Source organism: Parasutterella muris (assembly GCF_943193095.1).
GTDB lineage: Bacteria > Pseudomonadota > Gammaproteobacteria > Burkholderiales > Burkholderiaceae_F > Parasutterella > Parasutterella muris.
This window is the reverse complement of the sequence record NZ_CALPCV010000006.1, coordinates 1-18,901: the sequence shown is the minus strand read 5'-3', so window position 1 is coordinate 18,901 and position 18,901 is coordinate 1. Positions and strand designations below refer to the sequence as shown.

General features: G+C 52.4%; 15 protein-coding genes and 1 pseudogene. 2 read left to right on the top strand and 14 right to left on the bottom strand.

The features are described 5' to 3' along the window. Window positions 1-5 precede the first annotated feature (5 nt). Window positions 6-1,373 (bottom strand): TolC family protein, encoded by a 1,368-nt coding sequence (locus tag NFR90_RS03565; RefSeq protein WP_160334283.1) that lies wholly within the window; start codon window positions 1,371-1,373, stop codon window positions 6-8. Window positions 1,374-1,588: 215 nt separating this feature from the next. Between NFR90_RS03565 and NFR90_RS03560 the strand changes: the two genes are divergently transcribed. Beyond that, complete coding sequence (locus NFR90_RS03560) at window positions 1,589-2,548, top strand: LysR family transcriptional regulator (protein ID WP_251450766.1); 960 nt, start codon at window positions 1,589-1,591, stop codon at window positions 2,546-2,548. A gap of 79 nt (window positions 2,549-2,627) precedes the next feature. Here the strand turns inward: NFR90_RS03560 and NFR90_RS03555 are convergent, their stop codons facing one another. From NFR90_RS03555 to tnpA, 13 genes are all read right to left on the bottom strand, one after another. Then, window positions 2,628-2,960 (bottom strand): cytochrome c3 family protein, encoded by a 333-nt coding sequence (locus NFR90_RS03555; RefSeq protein WP_251450764.1) that lies wholly within the window; start codon window positions 2,958-2,960, stop codon window positions 2,628-2,630. A 15-nt stretch (window positions 2,961-2,975) separates the two neighbouring features. Then, window positions 2,976-4,385 (bottom strand): FAD-dependent oxidoreductase, encoded by a 1,410-nt coding sequence (locus NFR90_RS03550; protein WP_251450762.1) that lies wholly within the window; start codon window positions 4,383-4,385, stop codon window positions 2,976-2,978. 118 nt (window positions 4,386-4,503) lie between these two features. Next, window positions 4,504-5,916, bottom strand: a complete 1,413-nt coding sequence (locus tag NFR90_RS03545) for an FAD-dependent oxidoreductase (protein WP_251450760.1) — start codon at window positions 5,914-5,916, stop codon at window positions 4,504-4,506. Continuing rightward, entirely contained in the window at window positions 5,909-6,523 is a 615-nt protein-coding gene (locus NFR90_RS03540; RefSeq protein WP_251450752.1) for a response regulator transcription factor, read from the bottom strand. Before NFR90_RS03540 ends, NFR90_RS03545 begins: the two co-directional genes overlap by 8 nt. Beyond that, a complete protein-coding gene (locus tag NFR90_RS03535; protein ID WP_251450750.1) occupies window positions 6,504-8,303 on the bottom strand; it encodes a sensor histidine kinase in 1,800 nt (599 codons plus the stop codon). The genes NFR90_RS03540 and NFR90_RS03535 overlap by 20 nt, the downstream gene beginning before the upstream one ends. A 173-nt stretch (window positions 8,304-8,476) precedes the next feature. Beyond that, window positions 8,477-9,808 carry a C4-dicarboxylate transporter DcuC gene (dcuC, locus tag NFR90_RS03530; protein ID WP_160334278.1) on the bottom strand — a complete coding sequence of 444 codons (1,332 nt, stop codon included), beginning with the start codon at window positions 9,806-9,808 and terminating at the stop codon, window positions 8,477-8,479. 10 nt (window positions 9,809-9,818) lie between these two features. Then, on the bottom strand, window positions 9,819-11,309 hold the full coding sequence (locus NFR90_RS03525; protein ID WP_251450748.1) for a lyase family protein: 1,491 nt from the start codon (window positions 11,307-11,309) through the stop codon (window positions 9,819-9,821). Between the two features lie 260 nt (window positions 11,310-11,569). Next, a complete protein-coding gene (gene serB, locus NFR90_RS03520) occupies window positions 11,570-12,427 on the bottom strand; it encodes a phosphoserine phosphatase SerB (protein ID WP_160334276.1) in 858 nt (285 codons plus the stop codon). Then, the gene (gene mfd, locus NFR90_RS03515; protein ID WP_251450746.1) at window positions 12,424-15,900 is read right to left on the bottom strand and encodes a transcription-repair coupling factor; all 3,477 of its coding nucleotides are present in this window, start codon (window positions 15,898-15,900) and stop codon (window positions 12,424-12,426) included. Before mfd ends, serB begins: the two co-directional genes overlap by 4 nt. Further along, window positions 15,878-16,840 (bottom strand): uracil-DNA glycosylase, encoded by a 963-nt coding sequence (locus NFR90_RS03510; protein WP_160334274.1) that lies wholly within the window; start codon window positions 16,838-16,840, stop codon window positions 15,878-15,880. The genes mfd and NFR90_RS03510 overlap by 23 nt, the downstream gene beginning before the upstream one ends. Window positions 16,841-16,844: 4 nt before the next feature. Further along, entirely contained in the window at window positions 16,845-17,297 is a 453-nt protein-coding gene (gene rimI / locus NFR90_RS03505) for a ribosomal protein S18-alanine N-acetyltransferase (protein WP_251450744.1), read from the bottom strand. 9 nt (window positions 17,298-17,306) lie between these two features. Continuing rightward, window positions 17,307-18,014 (bottom strand): tRNA (adenosine(37)-N6)-threonylcarbamoyltransferase complex dimerization subunit type 1 TsaB, encoded by a 708-nt coding sequence (tsaB, locus tag NFR90_RS03500; protein WP_160334272.1) that lies wholly within the window; start codon window positions 18,012-18,014, stop codon window positions 17,307-17,309. Window positions 18,015-18,101: 87 nt separating this feature from the next. Further along, entirely contained in the window at window positions 18,102-18,506 is a 405-nt protein-coding gene (gene tnpA / locus NFR90_RS11660; protein WP_160334271.1) for an IS200/IS605 family transposase, read from the bottom strand. Here tnpA and NFR90_RS03495 point away from each other — a divergent pair. Further along, window positions 18,507-18,901, top strand: a pseudogene (locus NFR90_RS03495) (RNA-guided endonuclease InsQ/TnpB family protein); the annotation flags it as partial.

Genomic DNA, 18,901 nt, shown 5'->3' with positions numbered 1-18,901 from the left:
AACGATTACTGTTCGATAATGACTTGACGGTTGTTAACGGCGTTCATAAATTCACTCATTTGTCCCGCGATCGCGTGCAGCATGGCGTAATTGGAGACAAATTCAAAGGCGGCGAGACGTCGGCCGACTTCTGCCTGCAGAAGCTGATTGCGCGCTTCGTTGACATCGAGCGCGGTCGCAAGTCCCTCGCCGAAACTCTTGGACTTCAGGCGAAGGTTTTCGCTCGCAAGTTTGACGGTTGAAGCGCTGAGTTTGTACTGCTCAATCGCGTTCTTAGTTTTAAGCCATGCGACTTCAACACCGGTTCTTACCTGATTGATGGCTTCGGCTTTGCCGGCTTCAGCCTGGCGAACCGTCGCCTCGGCGCTTCGGATGCTCGCTCGTCTGTCCTTAGCGTCCCAAAGCGTGAAATTGACGCCGATACCCGCGATCCAGTTCGGTTCGACAAGCGTCTGATAGTGTTTGATGAAGTTATAAGTGCCAAATGCGAACACCTGAGGGTGCCATGCGCCTTTCTGAGCTTTGACGCCTTCGCTTGCCTGATCGGCTTTGGCCTGAATGACGGCAATCTGAGGGTTGGCCGCAAGAGCTGTATCCACCCAGTATTTAAGCGGCTGAAGCGGAACGTTCAAGACAAACAGAGGTGTTGAGAGATCCCCGAAGTCGTCATCTCTGAGCAGTCTCGCAAGCTGCAGTTTGGCGACTTTAGCGTTGTCTTTGGCTTTCAGGTATTCGCGATGACGATTGTCTCTCTGAACCTGTACGGACATACGCTCAATCTTGCTGATCATGCCCTGTTTTTCAAACTTTTTGGCTTTCGCAAGTTCCTGATCCTGATGAGCCAGCATGTCTTTTTGGAGTTTCTCGATGGAAACTGCAAGCTGTGTGCCGAAGTAGTAGCCCGCAAGCTGAGCATCTAAATCTTCAACATCGGCTCGTTTCTGAGCCATCGCTTCATCGACCGCGTATTTGCTTGCTTCCTGTGCCGCGGAGATCTTACCGCCCGTGTAAATCGGCCAAGTCGCTGTCGCAGACGCTCTTGGACCGTTCAGCGACATTTTTTCATGAAGGCCGACATTGAATGATGTCAGACCGGGCAGCGGAATCGGTGAAGGGACTTGCGTGTTAATGTCGATTTTCTTCTGCCCAGCGATTTGGAAGGCCTGAACAGTTACTGTCGGACCGCCGAGCATTTCGAGCGATTTCTGAGTTTCCTGCTTACTCTGAACATTGGCTTCGCTCGACTTGATTTTGTCGCTGCGTTCGTACAGCCAGTCTCTTGCGACTGTGAAACTGAGCGGCATTGCTGCCGAAGCGAAGTCAGCCGCCGCGAGTGCAAGCAGAAGACAGGTGCAGATCTTTGTCTTAAACATTTGTATGAGTATCTGTCGTCAGGATATGAAGGTCATCCCGGTTATTTATGTTTCACCTTAAAGGAGGAGAAAAGCAAGGCTTCCTCCGCCCCATAGGCTATCTGTATTCTAAATTCAATTGTTTTAAAATTGTCCGATACGGGCGCTTCGCAGGCTAAATTAGTTTGCCGTCCAAATACACATTAAGGCTCATCGGCGGATTAAGGATTCTCTTCATGCTTTCAAATCAATGGAAAAGTCTGCACCTCGGTCTTTGGGAACTGGTTTTCAAGGTTATGGACGAAGGTTCGATCACACGGGTGGCAGATATGAATTCCATCCAGAGAAGCCGTCTTTCGCGATTGATTTCTTCGCTCGAGGAAGAGACCGGGCATCGGCTTTTAGAGCGGCAGGGCAGGAAGCTTGAACCGACAATGGCCGCTCTGGAGCTTCGCGCAAAGATTGAGCCGATGATTTCGGACATCAGAAAGACGCTGGAAGCCGAGAAAGAAAACGCGGACTCAGATAAAGGCGGCATTCGGTTTGGTGCGATGCCGGGATTTCTGCAGACTCAGGTTGTGCCTTTGATTGCGGAATTCCAAAAGCGCCATCCGCAGGTTTCCTTTGACGTGATCGGAGATGATGATCCTAAAGCGTTCATGGGCGGTCAGACCGATCTCATGCTTTATTACGGTCCGGTCAACAGTGCCAATCTTGTGGAGAACTGGGTCACCAGATCGCTTTTTGTGCCGTGCGCCTCTCCCAAATATCTTAAAGAAGCGGGCTCTCCGACTTCTCCCGAAGAACTTGTCAATCATTCGGGCGTCATCTACACGGGCCGCGTTCGACCGCACTCGGATGTGATGGAGAAGAACGGCCGTGTTCAGACATTCCGCTGGAAATCCATGATTCGGTTCAACAACATCCTGCTTGCAAAAACCGCGGCGGTGGAAGGCTGCGGCATTGTGCTTGATATGCCGCTGCATCACTGTTTTGACGAGATTATGGAAGGCAAGCTGGTTCCCGTGCTTAACGGCTGGCGCATTCCTAATTTGGACAACTATATCGGCGCAACGCTTGCCGCCTTTAAACTTCGCCGCGTGCAGATGTTTATCGATTTTTATGTTCGCAGACGAAGAGAAATCGAAGGTGAGCAGAAGCGTCGTCTGCAGGAAAAATATTCTTTTATTGTGTAGTTTTTTCTCCGAAAAAAACGGCCCGAAACTTTGTGTTTCGGGCCGACCCAAGGAGAACTATCAAAAAACTAAATCCGAATTACTTGCCGTGGCAGCCGGCGCAGAAGTTTTCCTGCGGCGCATGACCTTTGTGGCACTCCATGCAGCTCAGATCTTCGAAGTGCGGTGCATGCGGATTCAGACCGTCAAACTTAGGCTTAATCTTTTCGCCTGCCGTTTTCAGCTGATCCGGGTTGTGGCACTGAACGCATTTTGTGTATTCCACATCCTGACCGCCTGTCGGAGCCTGGTGGCAGACCGTGCAGGGCATATTCTTCGCTGCGTGCTTTTCAGCGACTCCTGCCGCCTCAGCGCAGCTGAATGAGAACAGAGCAGCTGCGGCGAGGCCTATAAATAGGGGTGATAATTTCATATAGGCCTCCACAGATTATTTAGCGAGATTTGCTGCCTGCTGACCGGCGATGCGGCCGAAGACGAAGTTGTCAATCAGAGCGTTGCCGCCGGCACGGTTCGTACCGTGGATACCGCCGGTGGTTTCGCCGGCTGCGTAGAGGCCCGGAATGACTTTGCCGTTCACATCCACAACTTCAGCGTTCGGTGTGATTCTGAGACCGCCGCAGGAGAAGTGAACGTCCTGAGTTTCTTTACCGAAGAAATACGGCGGCTTGTTGATGAGCTGAGTGAATGTGGTCTTGCCGAAGTCCGGGTCTTCCTTCTTGGCTGCAAATTCGTTGTAGCGGTCGAGTGTGGCCTGAAGAACCTTCGGATCAACGCCCATCTTCTGAGCCATTTCTTCGACGGTGTCGGCCTTAAAGACGATGCCTTTCTTCAGCTTGCCTTCAACGGAGGCGCCCTTCAGAGACTGGTCGTCCGTGATGACCCACATTGTTCTGCCGGGAAGAGCGAGAACAGCGTCAGCGATGGCGTCGCGTCTTCCGCCTTCATTGACGAAGCGCTTGCCCTGAGGATCTACGAAGATGTCACCGCCTACGTAGTCGATGCAGCGGCCGCCGACGAACGGAATCAGCTGGATGTAGTTCATGCCGTCAGTATCAGCGCCGATCTTTGTAGCCATGTTGATACCGTCACCGGTAGAGCCGTCAAAGGATTTGCCGGTCGGGTTGGCGGTTGTTTTGAAGGAGGCGTCTAAGCGTCTGTCATAGCGCATACGCATCGGAACGTTCGCGGTGAAGCCGCCGGTTGCCAGAACAACTGCTTTGGCCTGATAAGTAATCTTTTCGCCGTTCTTTGTCTGAGCGACGACGCCTTCAACCGGAGATTTGTCGTCTTTGCGGATCAGCTCAATTGCGCGTGTATTGGTCTTAACCTGTACACCGTGTTCTTTAGCTGCTTTGTTGAGAACGCGGATGTAATCGTGTCCGGCGTTCTTGTCTCCGGAGTTGTGAGAACGAGCGAAGAGGCCGCCCCAAGCTTCGAAGACACGCGGGTTCCACTGTACGCCGAGTTTTTCCATCCATTTAATGGCCGCTTCGGAATTGTCGGCAAGTGTTTTAACCAGTTCGGGATTGGCGCGGAAGTCGCCGGCTTTCATTGTCTGAGCAGCCATCTTTTCTGCGGAGTCTTCAATGCCGAGCGCTTTCTGACGTTCGTGGTCAACCGCGTTCACGGAACCGCCGGAGATGACGGTATGGCCGCCGACAACAGGATTCTTTTCAAGAAGAACAATGTTTTTTGCACCGGCTTCGGCAGCGGAGACGGCGGCTGAGAAACCGGCACCGCCCGCGCCGACGATGACAACGTCAGCCTGAACAGTCTGGTCGGCCCAAGCGGCGGAAACTGCGAGTGCTAAAGCGGAAGCAACGATAATTTTCTGCATTTTTAATCTCCATCAAGAAGTTGAGTTTTAAAAGTGAAACCTTGTTGATGGATATTTTGTCGTGTCCGGCTTTTGGCCATAATGTACCTTCGTGCATATGCACCAAGGTGCATACTCGTTATCGCCGATTGAGTTCTTCGGCGATTTTGAGTCCGGCGATTCGGCCAAACACAAAGCAGGAGATTAGCGAGTCGCCTCCTAAGCGATCCGCGCCATGGATACCGCCCGTGACTTCGCCTGCCGCATAAAGGTTTTTAATCGGACGGTCCGCCTGATCCAGGACTTGGGCTGAAGGATTGATTTTGAGACCGCCGCAGCTGAAGTGCGCGTCAAAGCGTTCTTTTCCGAAATAAAAGGGCGGTTTCTCGATTTTCTGAGTAAATGTGGTTTTACCGAAGTCCTCGTCCCTTCCTTGTTCAGCAAACTTGTTGTAGCGGTCAATCGTGTATTTCAGGACTGCGCGGTCGACACCCATTTTGTCCGCAAGTTCTTGGATGCTGCCCGCTGTGTCGACAACGCCCGTCAGAAGTTTTGCTTCTAAGCCGGAATTCTTGGTTGACTGAGCGTCAGTCACCACCCACATGACGCGGTCGGGAAGATTCAGAAACGCTTCCGAGACAAAGCGCACTTCAGCGCTTTCATCCACAAATCTTTTTCCGGATGAATCAAGGAAGATGTCGCCTCCGACGTAGTCAAGAAGGCGGCCGCCCTGAAGCGGAATGAGCTGTATCGCATCCATATCCACGGTTTTCGCGCCGATTGTCTCAGCCATAAGAATGCCGTCACCGGATGCGCTGTCGTATCCTGTTCCGTTGGGATCGGCGGTACTGCGGATGTTGCCGTCGAGCCTCTGGTCGTAGCGCATCCGCATGGAAAGGTTCCCGGTAAAGCCTCCGGTTGCGATAAGGACCGCTTTAGCTCGAATCAGTCTCTGCCGCTTGTTTTTATCAATGACGCTGATGCCTTGGACTCTTCCATCCTCAAAAATCAGGCGTTCAGCTTTGGTGTTGAGCAGCATCTGCACGCCCAAATCCCGGGCATGGCGATTGAGGGTGCGCAGATACAGCATGCCGTTCCGTTTGGCTCCGGCAGAATGCGCTCGTTTATGCTTGCCGGACCAGGCTTCAAAAACCTCTTCCTGGAAAGGGATTCCAAGTCCGGAGAGCCATTGGAAAGTTGGGTAGGCATTGCTGACAAGCGTTCTTACCAGTGCCGGATCGTTACGATATGCGCCGGTTTCAAGAATCTGCTGCTCCCATAATTCGGGACTGTCTTTAATGCCTTGGCGCAGCTGCATTTCCGGATCCACGGCGTTGACGCTTCCGCCCGAGAGCGCGGAGTGTCCGCCGATGAAGGGAGCTTTTTCAATGACAAGGATATCTTTTAAACCGGTTTCCGCGGCAGCGGCCGCAGCGGAAAGCCCTGCGGCGCCGGACCCGATGATGATCAGACTGTATTCTTTTTCAGATGCGGCTGAAAGCGTAGGAACGCAGCTCAGCAGCGAGCCCAAAAGAAAAAAGCGTCTATTCATACGATACCTGCAGTTCGTTAAGGAAGGCTGCCAGCTCCACGGCTGAGGCTACATTAAGTTTTGCGCAGACGTTTGAGCGATGCATCTTTACCGTACGCTCGCTAATGCCTAAGTCATAAGCAATGACCTTATTGAGTTCCCCTTTAGCTACACGCAGTGCAACCTCTTTTTCTCTTGGCGTTAGAGACTCAAAGACCGATTTCAGCTTCTCGCGGGATTCGATGCTTTCTGTCAGTGCAACACTTTCTTTGACCGCTTTGCAGACGGCAGCCTGAAGCCGCTCGGGTTTGGAAGTTTTTTCAAGGAAGTCAGAGGCGCCGCGCTTGAGCGCGTGCACCGCCATATCCAAATCTCCATGACCTGATAGAAAGATAATAGGAAGGCGGCAGTCCTTTTGATTTAATTTGACCTGCAGCTCCATGCCTGTCATCTCAGGCATACGCACATCAAGCACCAGACAGCCCGGTCTTGAAAGATCGTCGGTTTCAAGGAAGTGAACGGCGCTTTCGTATTCTTTGATTTCCCAGCCCATCACGCTGAGGAAGAACGAGGTGGAGCTTCGAGCGTCTGCGTCGTCGTCAATAATTCTAACCAGCGGGTGCTTCATTTCCCTTATCCTTTTCAATGGTGAACTTCGCGCTTATGCCGTTTGGCTGAAGGCGGCTGAATTCCAGCGTGCCGCCGTGACTGTCCGCGATTCCTCTCACAAGAGAAAGACCGATGCCCATTCCGTTGGGCTTAATGCTGTCGCCAAGAGATTTAAGTCTGGCAAATCCGGCATCGTCGAGCGCCGGGCCGTTGTCTTCCACCTCAATACAAAAGTGATCGGTGTCGGCGTCGGTAATCGTAAGAGAAACGGCCGGCTGACTTTGAGATTCTGCGGCGCTGCAGGCGTTGCGCATCAGATTGATCATCAGCAGTTCCAGTTCCAGAGGTTCGCCACTGACATAAGCGTGTTGGGGTCCCTGGTATTTAATCGGAATATTTTTGTACTGTCCTGAAGCGAGAACGGTAAGTGCGCTTTCTGCGATCTGAGTTAAATCGCATCTTTTGAGTGTGCCGCGTTTGCGTTTGGCGTAATTGCGCACGCGGATGATGATGTCGCCGATCCTCTCGCTGTTGGATTCCAGATTTGAGATGGCTTTTGCGGTCAGCGCGTCCGAGCGGCCTTCTTTTTGGAGGTGATACTTGAGGCCTGCCAAGTAGTTGTTGATCGCCATCAGCGGCTGCTGGCATTCGTGAGCCAGCATCCCGGACATCTGGGAGATCACGCCGAATTTTTCCAGCTGAGCGAGTCGGAGTCTGGATTCGCGCTGCTCTTTTTCCAGCTGAATTTGTCTTTCAAGCGTTCGCTTGACCTGAGCCGTCCGTTTGGCAACGGTCCTTCTGAGATAGAACCAGTTGCCGATGAGCATGAGAAGCAGTAAAGCGGCGACTCCGATCTCTGTTCCGAAGCGGCTGATGACTCCGTTTAGGCTCCAGTCTTTGAGATAAGCGTAGGGACCGATCTGAAGGTCGCGATACAAGTCGCTGACTTTGGAGAAGCGGTTGGCAATCGTCCATTCGTAGTCGTTGGTCGCTCCTATGGAAATGAGTGCGGAAGTTACTTCCCAGGCCAATTTCGGAGAGGTCTGTTCCACGGAGGCAAAGACAATGCCGGGATAGAGATCCGTTGAATGCGCGCAATGAAGTGTTGTATTGGATTTTGGCGCGACAACCTTGAATTCGCTTTGGTCCAGCAGGCCTTCATCCGCCATTTTCTCAAGCAGGCAGGCTGATAAGATCGCGACATCCGCTTTCCTTTCGACGAGCGCCATCAGCGCGTCCGGAAATTGAAAATGCGAGAAGAGGGCCTTTGAGAAAAAGTTGTCTGGGTTAAAGCCGAGCTTATGTATTTCATGGAGTGCGATGAGCCAGCCGTCAAAGGAGTTCGGCTGAGAGGCGACAACGGTCTTTCCTTTCAGCGACGCCAGGGAGTCCAGATCTTTTCGATCGGCGAGCGTCACAAACGTACTTGCTTCGGATGCAGACGGATCCTCAGAGAGGACGGTCTTTCTAGTCGCGATGTGCATCGCACCCTGCAGGAGACTGAGCTCGTGAAATGTCCCTGCAGAGCAGATAAAGAAACTGACATCCTGCCTTTTGAGATCTTCGGCCGGATTGATCGAATTCACTGGAACAAATTTGAACTGATGCTGCGGAAGTTTTTGGTTTAGATAATCCAATGTCGGGCTGAGTGTTTCTGAAAACAGGCCCGGATTGAAAGAGTCAATGATGCCGATTTTGATCTCATCGGCATGAGCGTAGGTACAAAAGGTCAGCGCTGCGAACACAGAGGCTGCAGCGTTAAATATCTTTCTAACTCTGTTCACCGTTGACCACTTCATCATTTTTAAATTTTTTGGGCCATTGTTACATATTCTCGGGTGGGTGCATAGAGAGGTTTTTACCCGAGAGGATTAGCAAATAAACGGTAATTCCAAAAGTCGAAAGAATACTGAGTGTCAGGAACGCGCAGATAAAAAAATGGGCGGCCGAAGCCGCCCGGGGGAAGGGCCTATTAGTTCAGGATGAACATTAAGACGGTTACAACAACCAGTGCGAGAATGACCGGGATCGCTGTGCGTTTGACGATTTCCATCGGATTCACGCCGGCGATACCTGCGAGAATGATGACGCCGCCTGCGACCGGAGACATTGTGCGGCCAAGGCCCGCGGCAATCTGAGCGACTGCGCCGAGCTGAACGACGGTCAGACCGAAATCAGCCGCGTTCGGAGTAATGGCTTCGTTAAAGGCAAGTGCAGCGGCATTGCCGGAACCGCAGATCGCGGCCATAACAAAGGGACCGACAGCGGCGGCGAACATGGCGACCGACTGAGAACCTTTCATGGCGTCAACGAGCGTGCCGGTTAAACCGATCGACTTCATGCCGGCGGCAAAGAGCGCGGCAGCGGCGATCAGGATCACGACATCACAGAAGCCGTCGCCGGCACCGCGGCAGAAACGCTTGGAGACGTCGCCGACTTTCTGCTTATTAAAGATCGCGACAACGATGCCGATTGCGGTACCGATCAGCATGCAGACCGGAACGGAGAACGCTTTAGTCGGAAGAAGACCGACCTGCTTGGACGCAAGGACCAGAAGCGCGAGCGGAATAATCGGAACAATCGCTTTGATCGGATTAACTTTGAAATCTTTCTGAATTTCTTCGCCTTCGGGCAACTCTTTGGTGATCTCTGTCGAGCCCACGCCTTCCTTTAAGAACGCGCAGATCACGGCAAGAACGATCGCGGCGACGACGGCACCCACGGCGCACGGAAGCGCTTCCTGCATAATCACGATCATGGCGTCAGCGGACGGGATTTCTTTAGCTTTGAAAGCGATAGAAGCAATCTGCGGATTGAACATCAGGCCCGGGCTGACCACTGAACCCCAAGTTCCGACAAACACGGCGGCAGCCGCCATGACAGGACGAACTTTGAGCGCGATCAGTGCAGGAATCAGCAGAACACCGACCGCGGCCGCAATACCGGCCGCTGACGGCAGAATGATGTTGAGAACCCAGGTAATCAGCGCGGCGCCGGGGATGACTATGAACGGTACATGTGTCAGCGGTTTAACCAGCATGTTGACTAAATGATCTGAACATTTGGTATACGTCATGACATAACCAAAGCCCATGACGGTCACAATAGTCGGAACCAAGCCGCCGTTAACGAGCTGTTTGACAAATGCGTCTACTGCGACGGACACCGTTGTGGATGATCCCGCGAATACCTGGCCGATGAAAGCCATGATTAAACCGGAGCAGGCGAGCACCAGACGGGCTTCATAGTTTTTATAAATGAGGTAGAAAGTTAGAACAACAATTGCTAAGCCAATCCAAATCATAATGAGTTCCTTAGGGTTGAGAGAGAAGGTTTTCGAAGGCTTTATCCAGCATTTCGTCACTTTGCTGAAGTTTGTCACGAAGGGTCTTGACGGTGTCGGTGTCTAAAGCGATGCGCTCTTCAAGCTCTTCAATAGATTTGCGAACGTTTTCGGGGGAAGGGGAACCGGCTCCGACCGTATTTTTAACCGCGTGTACCGGAGAAAGCGCCTCGCGCAGCTGGGATTCCGTGAGCTTGAATTCCTGCGCTTTTCCGTCGAGACGCTCTGTGACTTTACCGAAGATCTCGGCGGCTAGCTCATACGGGAAGTTATCGGGATAAAGCTCTTTTTGACGGGCGACTGTCACGATTTCGCTGGCGAAGGTGTGGCCGATTCTAAAGGGAAGGCCGAACTTTCTCTGCAGCGCTTCAGCAAGCGCCATCGTTGTGGTCCAGTCGGAATTTAATTCTTCCAGGCTGCGTTTGGCGTTCACACGAAGCTGAGAGAAGGCAAGATCGGTCAGCTGAAGCATTTCAACGCCCTTAACAAAGACGCCGGAACAGTCTTCAAGCACCGTTTCCTTATTGTCGTACATGCCAAGCTGCAGGTTGTGCGCCCGAAGGAAAGATGTCTGCATCGCGCCGACCACGTCAGAGGCAACCGCACGGGTTTTATTTAGGACGCCCGGGTTGCGCTTCTGCGGCATCGCGGACGAGCCGTAGGCAGCAGACTGATCAAGCAGCAGCCAGGGCCGAGTCTGTGAATACTGCTGAGCCAAGTCCTGCATCAGCACTCCGATGCGGATCGCCACGTTTGCGGAAATCGAGGCGGCTTCAAGCGGTACGTCAAAGAGACTGATCTGAGCGGCGTCCAGACCGTTTTTTATGGGGCTGTCAAACCCTAAAAGCGAAGCAAGCTTCTCGCGGTTGAGCGGCCAGCTCGAGCAGGCGAGAACCGCAGCGCCAAGGGCGCTTCGGTTGATACGCTGATAAGCTTCATTGATACGATCCGCGTCGCGCTCGAACGATTCCAAAAATCCGCACAGATAGAAGGCAAGCGTGATCGGCATCGCCTGAACGCCGTTGGTGTAGGCAGGGATGTAAGTCTCGACGTTGTCTTTGGCAATTTTCAGCAGTCGGGTGCGAAGCGCATTGAAAGCGTCATAGAAATCGAGAACCGCCAGACGCAGTCTTGCCTGATTGAGCGTAGTGAACATGTCCTGACGGCTGCGTCCGGAGTGGATCAGAGTGGCGGATTCGCCGCAGGCCTCAATCAGAAGCTTTTCCAGAGGCATGATGTCCGTAAGGCGTTCCCTGCCCGGTTCATCCTGAATCCCTTCGGCTCTTTTCTGCGCGCGTGCAATTTTGACCGCGGTCTCATGATCAATGATGCGCTCGCTCTCGAGCATAACCAGCGAGGCTCGGTTCATGCGGTTCTGCCAATAAGCCCAGTCTTTTTTCTTGGCTTCGGGGCTTGTCGCGTCAAATGCGTCATGTCCCCATGGCGTCACACGAATAGTCATTATTTCTCCCGGTGATTGAGTATTGAATACGCTTACAGTCTATTCTTTGCCGGGAGAAGCGACGTTCTAATTTTGCACGGATACTTGTATTATCATTGATCTATTTCTAACTGTAACAGTCGATGTTCTTCGAAAATAAATCAAAAGATTGAATGAAAGGATTCTATTTATTTAAAATTTGACACGAATATTCGTGCAAAAATTGATCATATAAGGGAAAATTCTAAGATAGGAATCGAAAAAATTCCTTAATAAGCGAACTAACTAAAAAGGGCGAGCAGTCCGGAGAGCGGCGCGAAATCGAACGCCTGTTTCGCATGCGGACGAACCTTGGGTTTGGCATGCCAGGCGATGGAAAGGCCGGCCGCCTCCAGCATCGGAATATCGTTGGAGCCGTCGCCCATCGTGATGAGCTGGGAGAGTTCAATGCCGTGCTGCAGAGCGTAGGCTGACACATAGGAAATCTTGCCGCGGCCGTCAATAATCGGCGTGCCGAAAGGTCCGGTCACGCGGCCCGTCAATTTACCGTCGATGATTTCAAGTTCGTTGCTGATGACGTGTGTAAAGCCGTAGCGGGCTTTGACCACTTCCGTGACGCAGCTGAATCCGCCCGAGACAAGAAGCATCGGAATTCCGGCTTCTTTAAGCGCAGAGACCAGTTTTTCCGCTCCGGGATTTGGCCTGATGTGACGATCAATCAGACGATCCACGATAGAGGCGTCGGCGCCGGCGAGCAGTTTGACGCGGGCTGTGAGACTCTCAGCGTAGTTATGAATTTTGCCCTGCATCGCCAGTTCGGTAATTTTGGCGACATCTTCGCCTTTGCCGACAAAGGATGCCATCTCATCGAGTGTTTCCAGATTCAGAAACGTGGAATCCATATCGGTCGCAAAAAGCTTGAACTGACTCAGCTTCAAACTCGGTTCAATCCAATTGGCGTCGATTTGAAGCGCGCGGCATTTGCCTGCCCATCGCGTCTCAAATTCCTCTCGATTCATTCGCTGAAGACGAACCGCGCAGGGCTCTTTTATGACTCCCTTCCGGCCGATGGTATGCAGAAATTTTTGCAGAGTCTCTTCATGTCCGATCTTGGTTTGGAGAACTAGATCCTGGTTCACGTCAGCTCCTTGAGAATTCTGAGAATGGCATCCCCTCGTTTATCAGGGGTCTCGTTATAAGCCTCTAATCGTAACCGATTCGGTCCCATCATGCGCATATTTCTATTCTTTTGAAGCATGAAAAAGAATTTTTGAGGATCAAAACTAGGGTTATCCACAAATGTCATGATGATGGCTTCATCGGCCGCATCGATTTTTTTAACGCCGAGCGGCTTAGCTTCAATACGAATGCGATGGGTAAGAATGAGATTCTTTGCCTCTTCGGTCAGTTTGCCGTAGCGGTCAACGATTTCTTCCTGAATTTCGTACAGATCTTCACGTGTCTTGACCTGCGCAAGACGCTTGTAGAACATCAGACGGTTATGGACGTCCGGCACGTAGTCTGAACGCAGCAGGGCAGGCGAGTGCAGGTTGATTTCCGTGGTCGCTTCCAGCGGCGAAAGCAGATCAGGTTCACGTCCTTCTTTAAGCGCGGTCACCGCCGAGTCAAGCATTTGGGTGTAGAGGTCAAAGCCCACACCCGTCATGCTCCCGCTTTGATGCTCTCCCAAGACCTCGCCGGCTCCTCGGATTTCCAAGTCATGCATCGCCAGATAGAAACCGCTTCCGAGCTCTTCCATTTCCTTAATCGCTTCAAGCCGCTTGCCGGCGTTTTTGGTAATTGCGCCTTCGCCCGGCGTCATTAAATACGCGTAAGCCTGATGGTGCGAGCGGCCGACACGGCCTCTCAGCTGATGCAGCTGCGCCAAACCGAATTTATCCGCACGGTGCATGATGATCGTGTTGGCGTTCGGGATGTCGATGCCGGTTTCAATAATGGTCGTGCACAGAAGCACATTGGTACGCTGTGCATAGAAGTCCCTCATGACGCGTTCAAGTTCACGCTCATTCATCTGTCCGTGGGCGACGCCGATACGAGCTTCGGGAAGCAGTTTTTCGAGTCGAGCCCGAGCGTTCTCAATTGTTTCCACTTCGTTATGCAGGAAATAGACCTGACCGCCGCGTTTAAGTTCACGCAGCACAGCCTCACGAATCAGAGAGTCGCTTTCGCGCTGAACGAATGTCTTGATCGCAAGACGTTTCTGCGGCGCCGTCGCAATCACAGAGAAGTCGCGAATGCCTTCAAGCGACATGGAAAGCGTTCTCGGTATCGGGGTCGCGGTCAGCGTCAGAATGTCCACCTCCGAACGAAGCGATTTCAGCTGCTCTTTCTGCCGCACGCCAAATCTGTGTTCTTCATCAATGACGACTAAACCGAGATCTTTGAATTCGACCTTGTCGGAAAGAATCTTGTGCGTGCCGACCACAATGTCAATAGAGCCGTCCTTCAGGCCGTTGATCGCAGCCTGGGTCTCCTTAGTCGAGCGGAAGCGGGAGAGTTCGGCGATGCGGACCGGAAAATCCGCGAAGCGGTCCTTAAATGTCTGAGCGTGCTGCTCAGCAAGCAGAGTGGTCGGACAAAGAACCGCGACTTGTTTGCCGCCCATAACTGCCATGAACGCCGCTCGCAGCGCGACTTCAGTCTTGCCGAAGCCGACGTCGCCGCAGACGAGTCTGTCCATCGGCTTATCGGAAATCATGTCTTCATAAACCGCTCGGATCGCAGCACTCTGATCGGCGGTTTCTTCAAACGGGAAAGCCTCGGAAAATGCTTCGTAATCGGCCAGACTGAACTTAAAGGCGAAACCCTTGCGGGACTCTCTCAGCGCATAGATATTGAGCAGTTCGGCCGCAGTATCACGGACCTGTTTTGCGGCTTTCTTACGAGCCTTTTCCCACTCGCCGCGTCCGAGCGAATGAAGCGGAGCGGTTTCCGGATCCGAGCCCGAATATCTGGAAATTAAGTGCAGCTGCGCGACAGGAACGTAAAGCTTGGCTTCGTTGGCATAATCGATCTGAAGGAACTCAGCCGGGCCGTCCGGCGTATCCATTGTGGAAAGACCGCGATAGCGGCCGATGCCGTGCTCCAAGTGCACCACCGGATCACCGACTTTCAGCTCCGACAGATCACGGATCATCATGTCGATGTTGCTTTCGCGTTCGGTGCGTCTGCGCTTTCTTCTGACCGAACGCTCGCTGCCCGCATAAAGTTCGGTTTCCGTCAGAATGGAGATCGCCGGATCCTCAAGATGCATTCCGTCATAGAGAGGTCCGTAGCAGAGCGCGAAGTCCTTGCCGCTTTTAAGGAAAGACTCGAAATTCTTCGTGGTAGGAATCGCAAGTCGATTTTCTTTCAGGACTTCGGAAATGGTTTCGAGGCGTCCTGCGGAATTGGCCATGATCAGGAGCCTGCAGCCTCGAACCTTGGAAAGATCCCGGTAGGCTCTAAGGCCTTCAAGCGGATCTTCCTTGCGTCTTTCGATGGAAACATTCGGAAGATCGGGCGCCTCGTGCAGTCCGTCAAGAAGCACTAAGCGCGGATATTCTCCCGCGTGTTCGAAGAATTCTGTTGCCGTCAGATAAAGCTCTTTCAAATCAAGAAGCGGGCGTTCTCCGTCAGCGCGAAGAAAACGGGCGCGCTCCTCGGTTTCTTTATCGAACTGAATAATCGCTTCGTTGACATCTCCGAGCAGCATCAAAGTGCAGTCTTCGCCGATGTAGTCAAAGAGGGTTTCCGTCTTATCAAAAAAGAGCGGAAGATAGTTCTCAATTCCGGCGGGCGCAATCCCGTTTTCGATGTCTTTGTAGAGCGAAACTTTAGAAGGATCGCCGTCAAATTTTTCTCTCCAGCGTCCGCAGAATCGGCTTCTCGCATCTTTGTCCATCGGAAATTCGTGCGCGGGAAGCAGACGAATTTCATCGACCTTTTCAACTGAGCGCTGATTATCTGGATCAAAGATGCGGATTTCGTCGATCTCGTCGTCAAAGAAATCCAGTCGGTACGGCTTTTTGGCGCCCATCGGGAATAAGTCAAGAAGTCCTCCGCGAACGGCGAACTCACCTTGCGCGACCACCTGAGAGACATGCTCGTAGCCGCGGGCGACCAGATCTCTGCGAAGTTCGGTCGGATCAACGCGCTGGCCCTTTTGGAAGAAGAACGTCGTTGCGCCGATAAATTCCCGAGGCGAGAGCCTTTGAGAAGCGGTGCTCGCGGAAATCAGCAGCACATCGACGCCATCCTTGACGGAATGGCGGTTGAGAAGTTTAAAGAGGGTCTGAAGCCGCTCGCCCACCAAGTCGGCATGCGGACTGAGAACGTCGTAGGGAAGAGTCTCCCAATCCGGAAAAACGCTCAGGCGAAGTGAGGGATCGAACCAGCGGACTTCTTCGGCAAGACGAATCACATCTCCCGGATCGGAGCAAATGACGGTGAGAAGCCGACCGGAAGCTTTCAGGCGGGCGCCGTTCTGAGCGACGGAAAGCGCTAGCGCGCTTCCTGCAGGTGCTTTTTCTTTGTATCTTTCTTTAGGGTTCAGATCCGCGGCGGACTTGCCGACGACGGGAAGTGCGTTAAAGGCTGTTTCTTTCGACATTTGAAGTTAAACCTTCCAGCGTGTCGAGGATAAGACACCAGTCGAGCCATGCTTTGCGCTTTTCTCCGGGCGAGCGAAGCAGGTAGGACGGATGGAAAGTCACAATGACTTTACGGTTTCTTCCCCCGACATTAAATTCGTGTACTTTGCCGCGCAGCGGGTTAAGCGCCTTAGCTTCACCAAAGAAGCGGGATGCGGCGGGTTTGCCCATCGCGACAATCAGATCAGGATCGATCAGCTCGATCTGCCGATCAAGGAACGGCTGACAGGCGATTTTTTCAGATTTTTCGGGCGTCGCGTTCATCGGCGGACGACATTTGAGCATATTGAAAATGCCGAGATCCTTTTGACGATCGAGTCCGCAGGCTTCCAGAATATGATCAAGCAGCTTTCCCGAGGGGCCGACAAAAGGTTTACCCTGACTGTCTTCTTCCCGACCGGGCGCCTCGCCGATCAGCATCAGGCGCCGCTTCGGTTCACCCTCGCCGAAAACCGGCTGAATTCTTTGACGACTGATCGCGCAGACTTTGCAGTCATGCACCAATTGTTTCAGCTCAGTCCAATCCGCATGGAGAATTTTTTCCTGTCTTTCAGAAGAAAAGCCTTCCGCGGAGACGCTTCTGTCGTTCATGCCGTGCGCAGTGTTCTGCGGTTCAGCTGCCGCTTTACGAACAGGCTGAGGGGGCGTGCGGTGCGGCATTTCGCGCGGAACGCTATGAGCGGAAGCGGTACGCAGAGTTGCCTGCGGCGCATCTTTCTGCACTGCTTCAGAGCGTACAGGCGCACGATTCTCGGGCGCGGGTTTTGGCGCTTCGGTCAGCGCGGGAGCGGCTTCAGGCTCCTCCGCTTGCTCTGCGAGACTGAGCAGTTCACCTCTTTCTACCCATTGAGGTCCGAGATTAAGGGCGTTCCAGAGTTCGGTTTTTCTTTTATCGAGCACGATGTCAGCTTCCGTTCAGGTGCATGGTTATGGCGTCTTCTTTGCCGTGCGGGCCTTTGTAATAGCTTTTTCTTCGTCCCATCACGGTAAAGCCGAACTTCTCATAGATGCGGATGGCGGGAGAGTTGCTTGCGCGCACTTCAAGAAACCAATGTTTAATATTGCGCGCTTTCGCTTCATTAAGCATTTGACGAATCAGAAGGGATGCGATGCCTTTGCGTTTATGCAGAGGATGCACCGCGATGCGTAAAAGTTCGCCTTCGTCAAAGATATAGCTGAAGATCAAATATCCGACAACCGTGTCGGATGAATCTACCGCGACGAAGCATCCGTCTTTATTTAAAGAGGATTCGACGGAAGCGCTGCTCCAAGGTTCGTAAAAGGAGAGCGCTTCAATGCGGACGACCTCGTCAAGGTGCACCGCCGTCATCGGGAGAACTTTAAACAAGTCCGTCATTGTGTCTGCCTAGAGAAATAATCCGGCTTCTCTTTCTTTGATTGTCATCGCGACATGGTCGCGGACATAAAGGGGAGAGGCGTTTTCCGCGCTTGTGAGCCGGCCCTCGGCAAATGCCTGCTGCGCAAGCGGCATCAGCATGGAGGCGTTCACGTCTTCTGCAGAAAGGAGTTTTACGGAGCCGAGCGAACCGATTTCTTTTTCGTATACGCGAAACGCGTTACCGCAGACATATTCAATACTGTAGTCGTCGCACAGCGCTGTAATTTCTTCGGGCTTGCGGGTGCAGGGAGCCAGGATTTCGACAAACTCGCCGTTTTCATAGCGGTAGGCCGCGCAGTAAGTTTCATGCATGCGCGCGTCGATCGCCGAAAGCAGTCGACATCCGTCGGCAATGACATTGCGGTGGCAGTAGGCGAGCGCCGTAAGGGTTCCGATAGGAATAAGCGGCAGGTTAAGCGCCCAGCCGATGCCTTGTGCAAGGCCGCACGCCACGCGGACGCCCGTAAAGGCGCCCGGACCGTTGCCGAAGGCGACCGCGTCAAGTTTATCGGCGGATCCGCCTGCGGATTCGAGCGCTCTGCGAATCATTCCGATAAATACTTCGGTATGTTTCTGATCGACTTCCGACTGAATAAAGATTTCCGAATTGAAACCGGAAACCGCCGCTGAGCAAAGCGTTCCCGAAGATTCCAAACATAATATCGCAGCACACATAAAACGACTCCTTATTGGCGTCTATTTTAACGAATTCCGCGGAATTCCCCGAGCGTAAGCGCGGGATGGATAGCGGCCGGCCGAATGTCAATTCAGCCGATGATTTTTGATATATCTCTCAATAATGGCAGTTGTTGCTCCGTCTCCAACTGATATTACACAGTAACTTTTTGTCCAAAAGCGTTTGCCCCAAAGCATCCTTCGAATCTGATTGAAGAATTCTTGACGAATTTTCAGAGATGATATGGTTTTTAGTTTACGTACCGGATTTGAAAGGCAAATTGTCGGAGGGTAAGAGATCAATAGATGAACATGATCCTCTTCTCCAGAGCACTCCAAAAACCTGACTTGATCCCGTTGACACAAGTCAGCAAAAATTTCTTTGAGTCTTTCCAAGATCGTTGATGAAATAACTTTTCGTCTGTAAGCTACTACGAAGATCAAGTGAGCTTTGAGATTGAAAACACAATGAGAACCGGTAGATAACTGCATATGATTCAAAGAGTCGAGCGACACGTTATTCGTAAAAACAATGCTAACTGGCAAGCCTGCCACAAGCTTTGTTCATTGTCGCGCAAGCTCGGCAACTGCGCAGTCTATCTGCTTAGACATCGTGTCTTTGAAAAGGCGCCTGTACTGACACGTAAAGAACTGGATACTGAACTTAGGCATCAATACGGCAGTGACTATCGAGCCATGCCGTCGGCGGCTTCCGCGCAGAGGCAAGGACAAGTCATAGCCAAACAGTTCAAAAGTTTCTCCAAGGCGGCCGTTGAATACTCGAAGCACCCTGAGAAGTTTCAGGGGAAGCCTCGGCTACCGGGCTATAGGAGGAGATATCGAACGTTCTATGTCGGCCGCAACGGCTATCAAATCCGTGATTATCA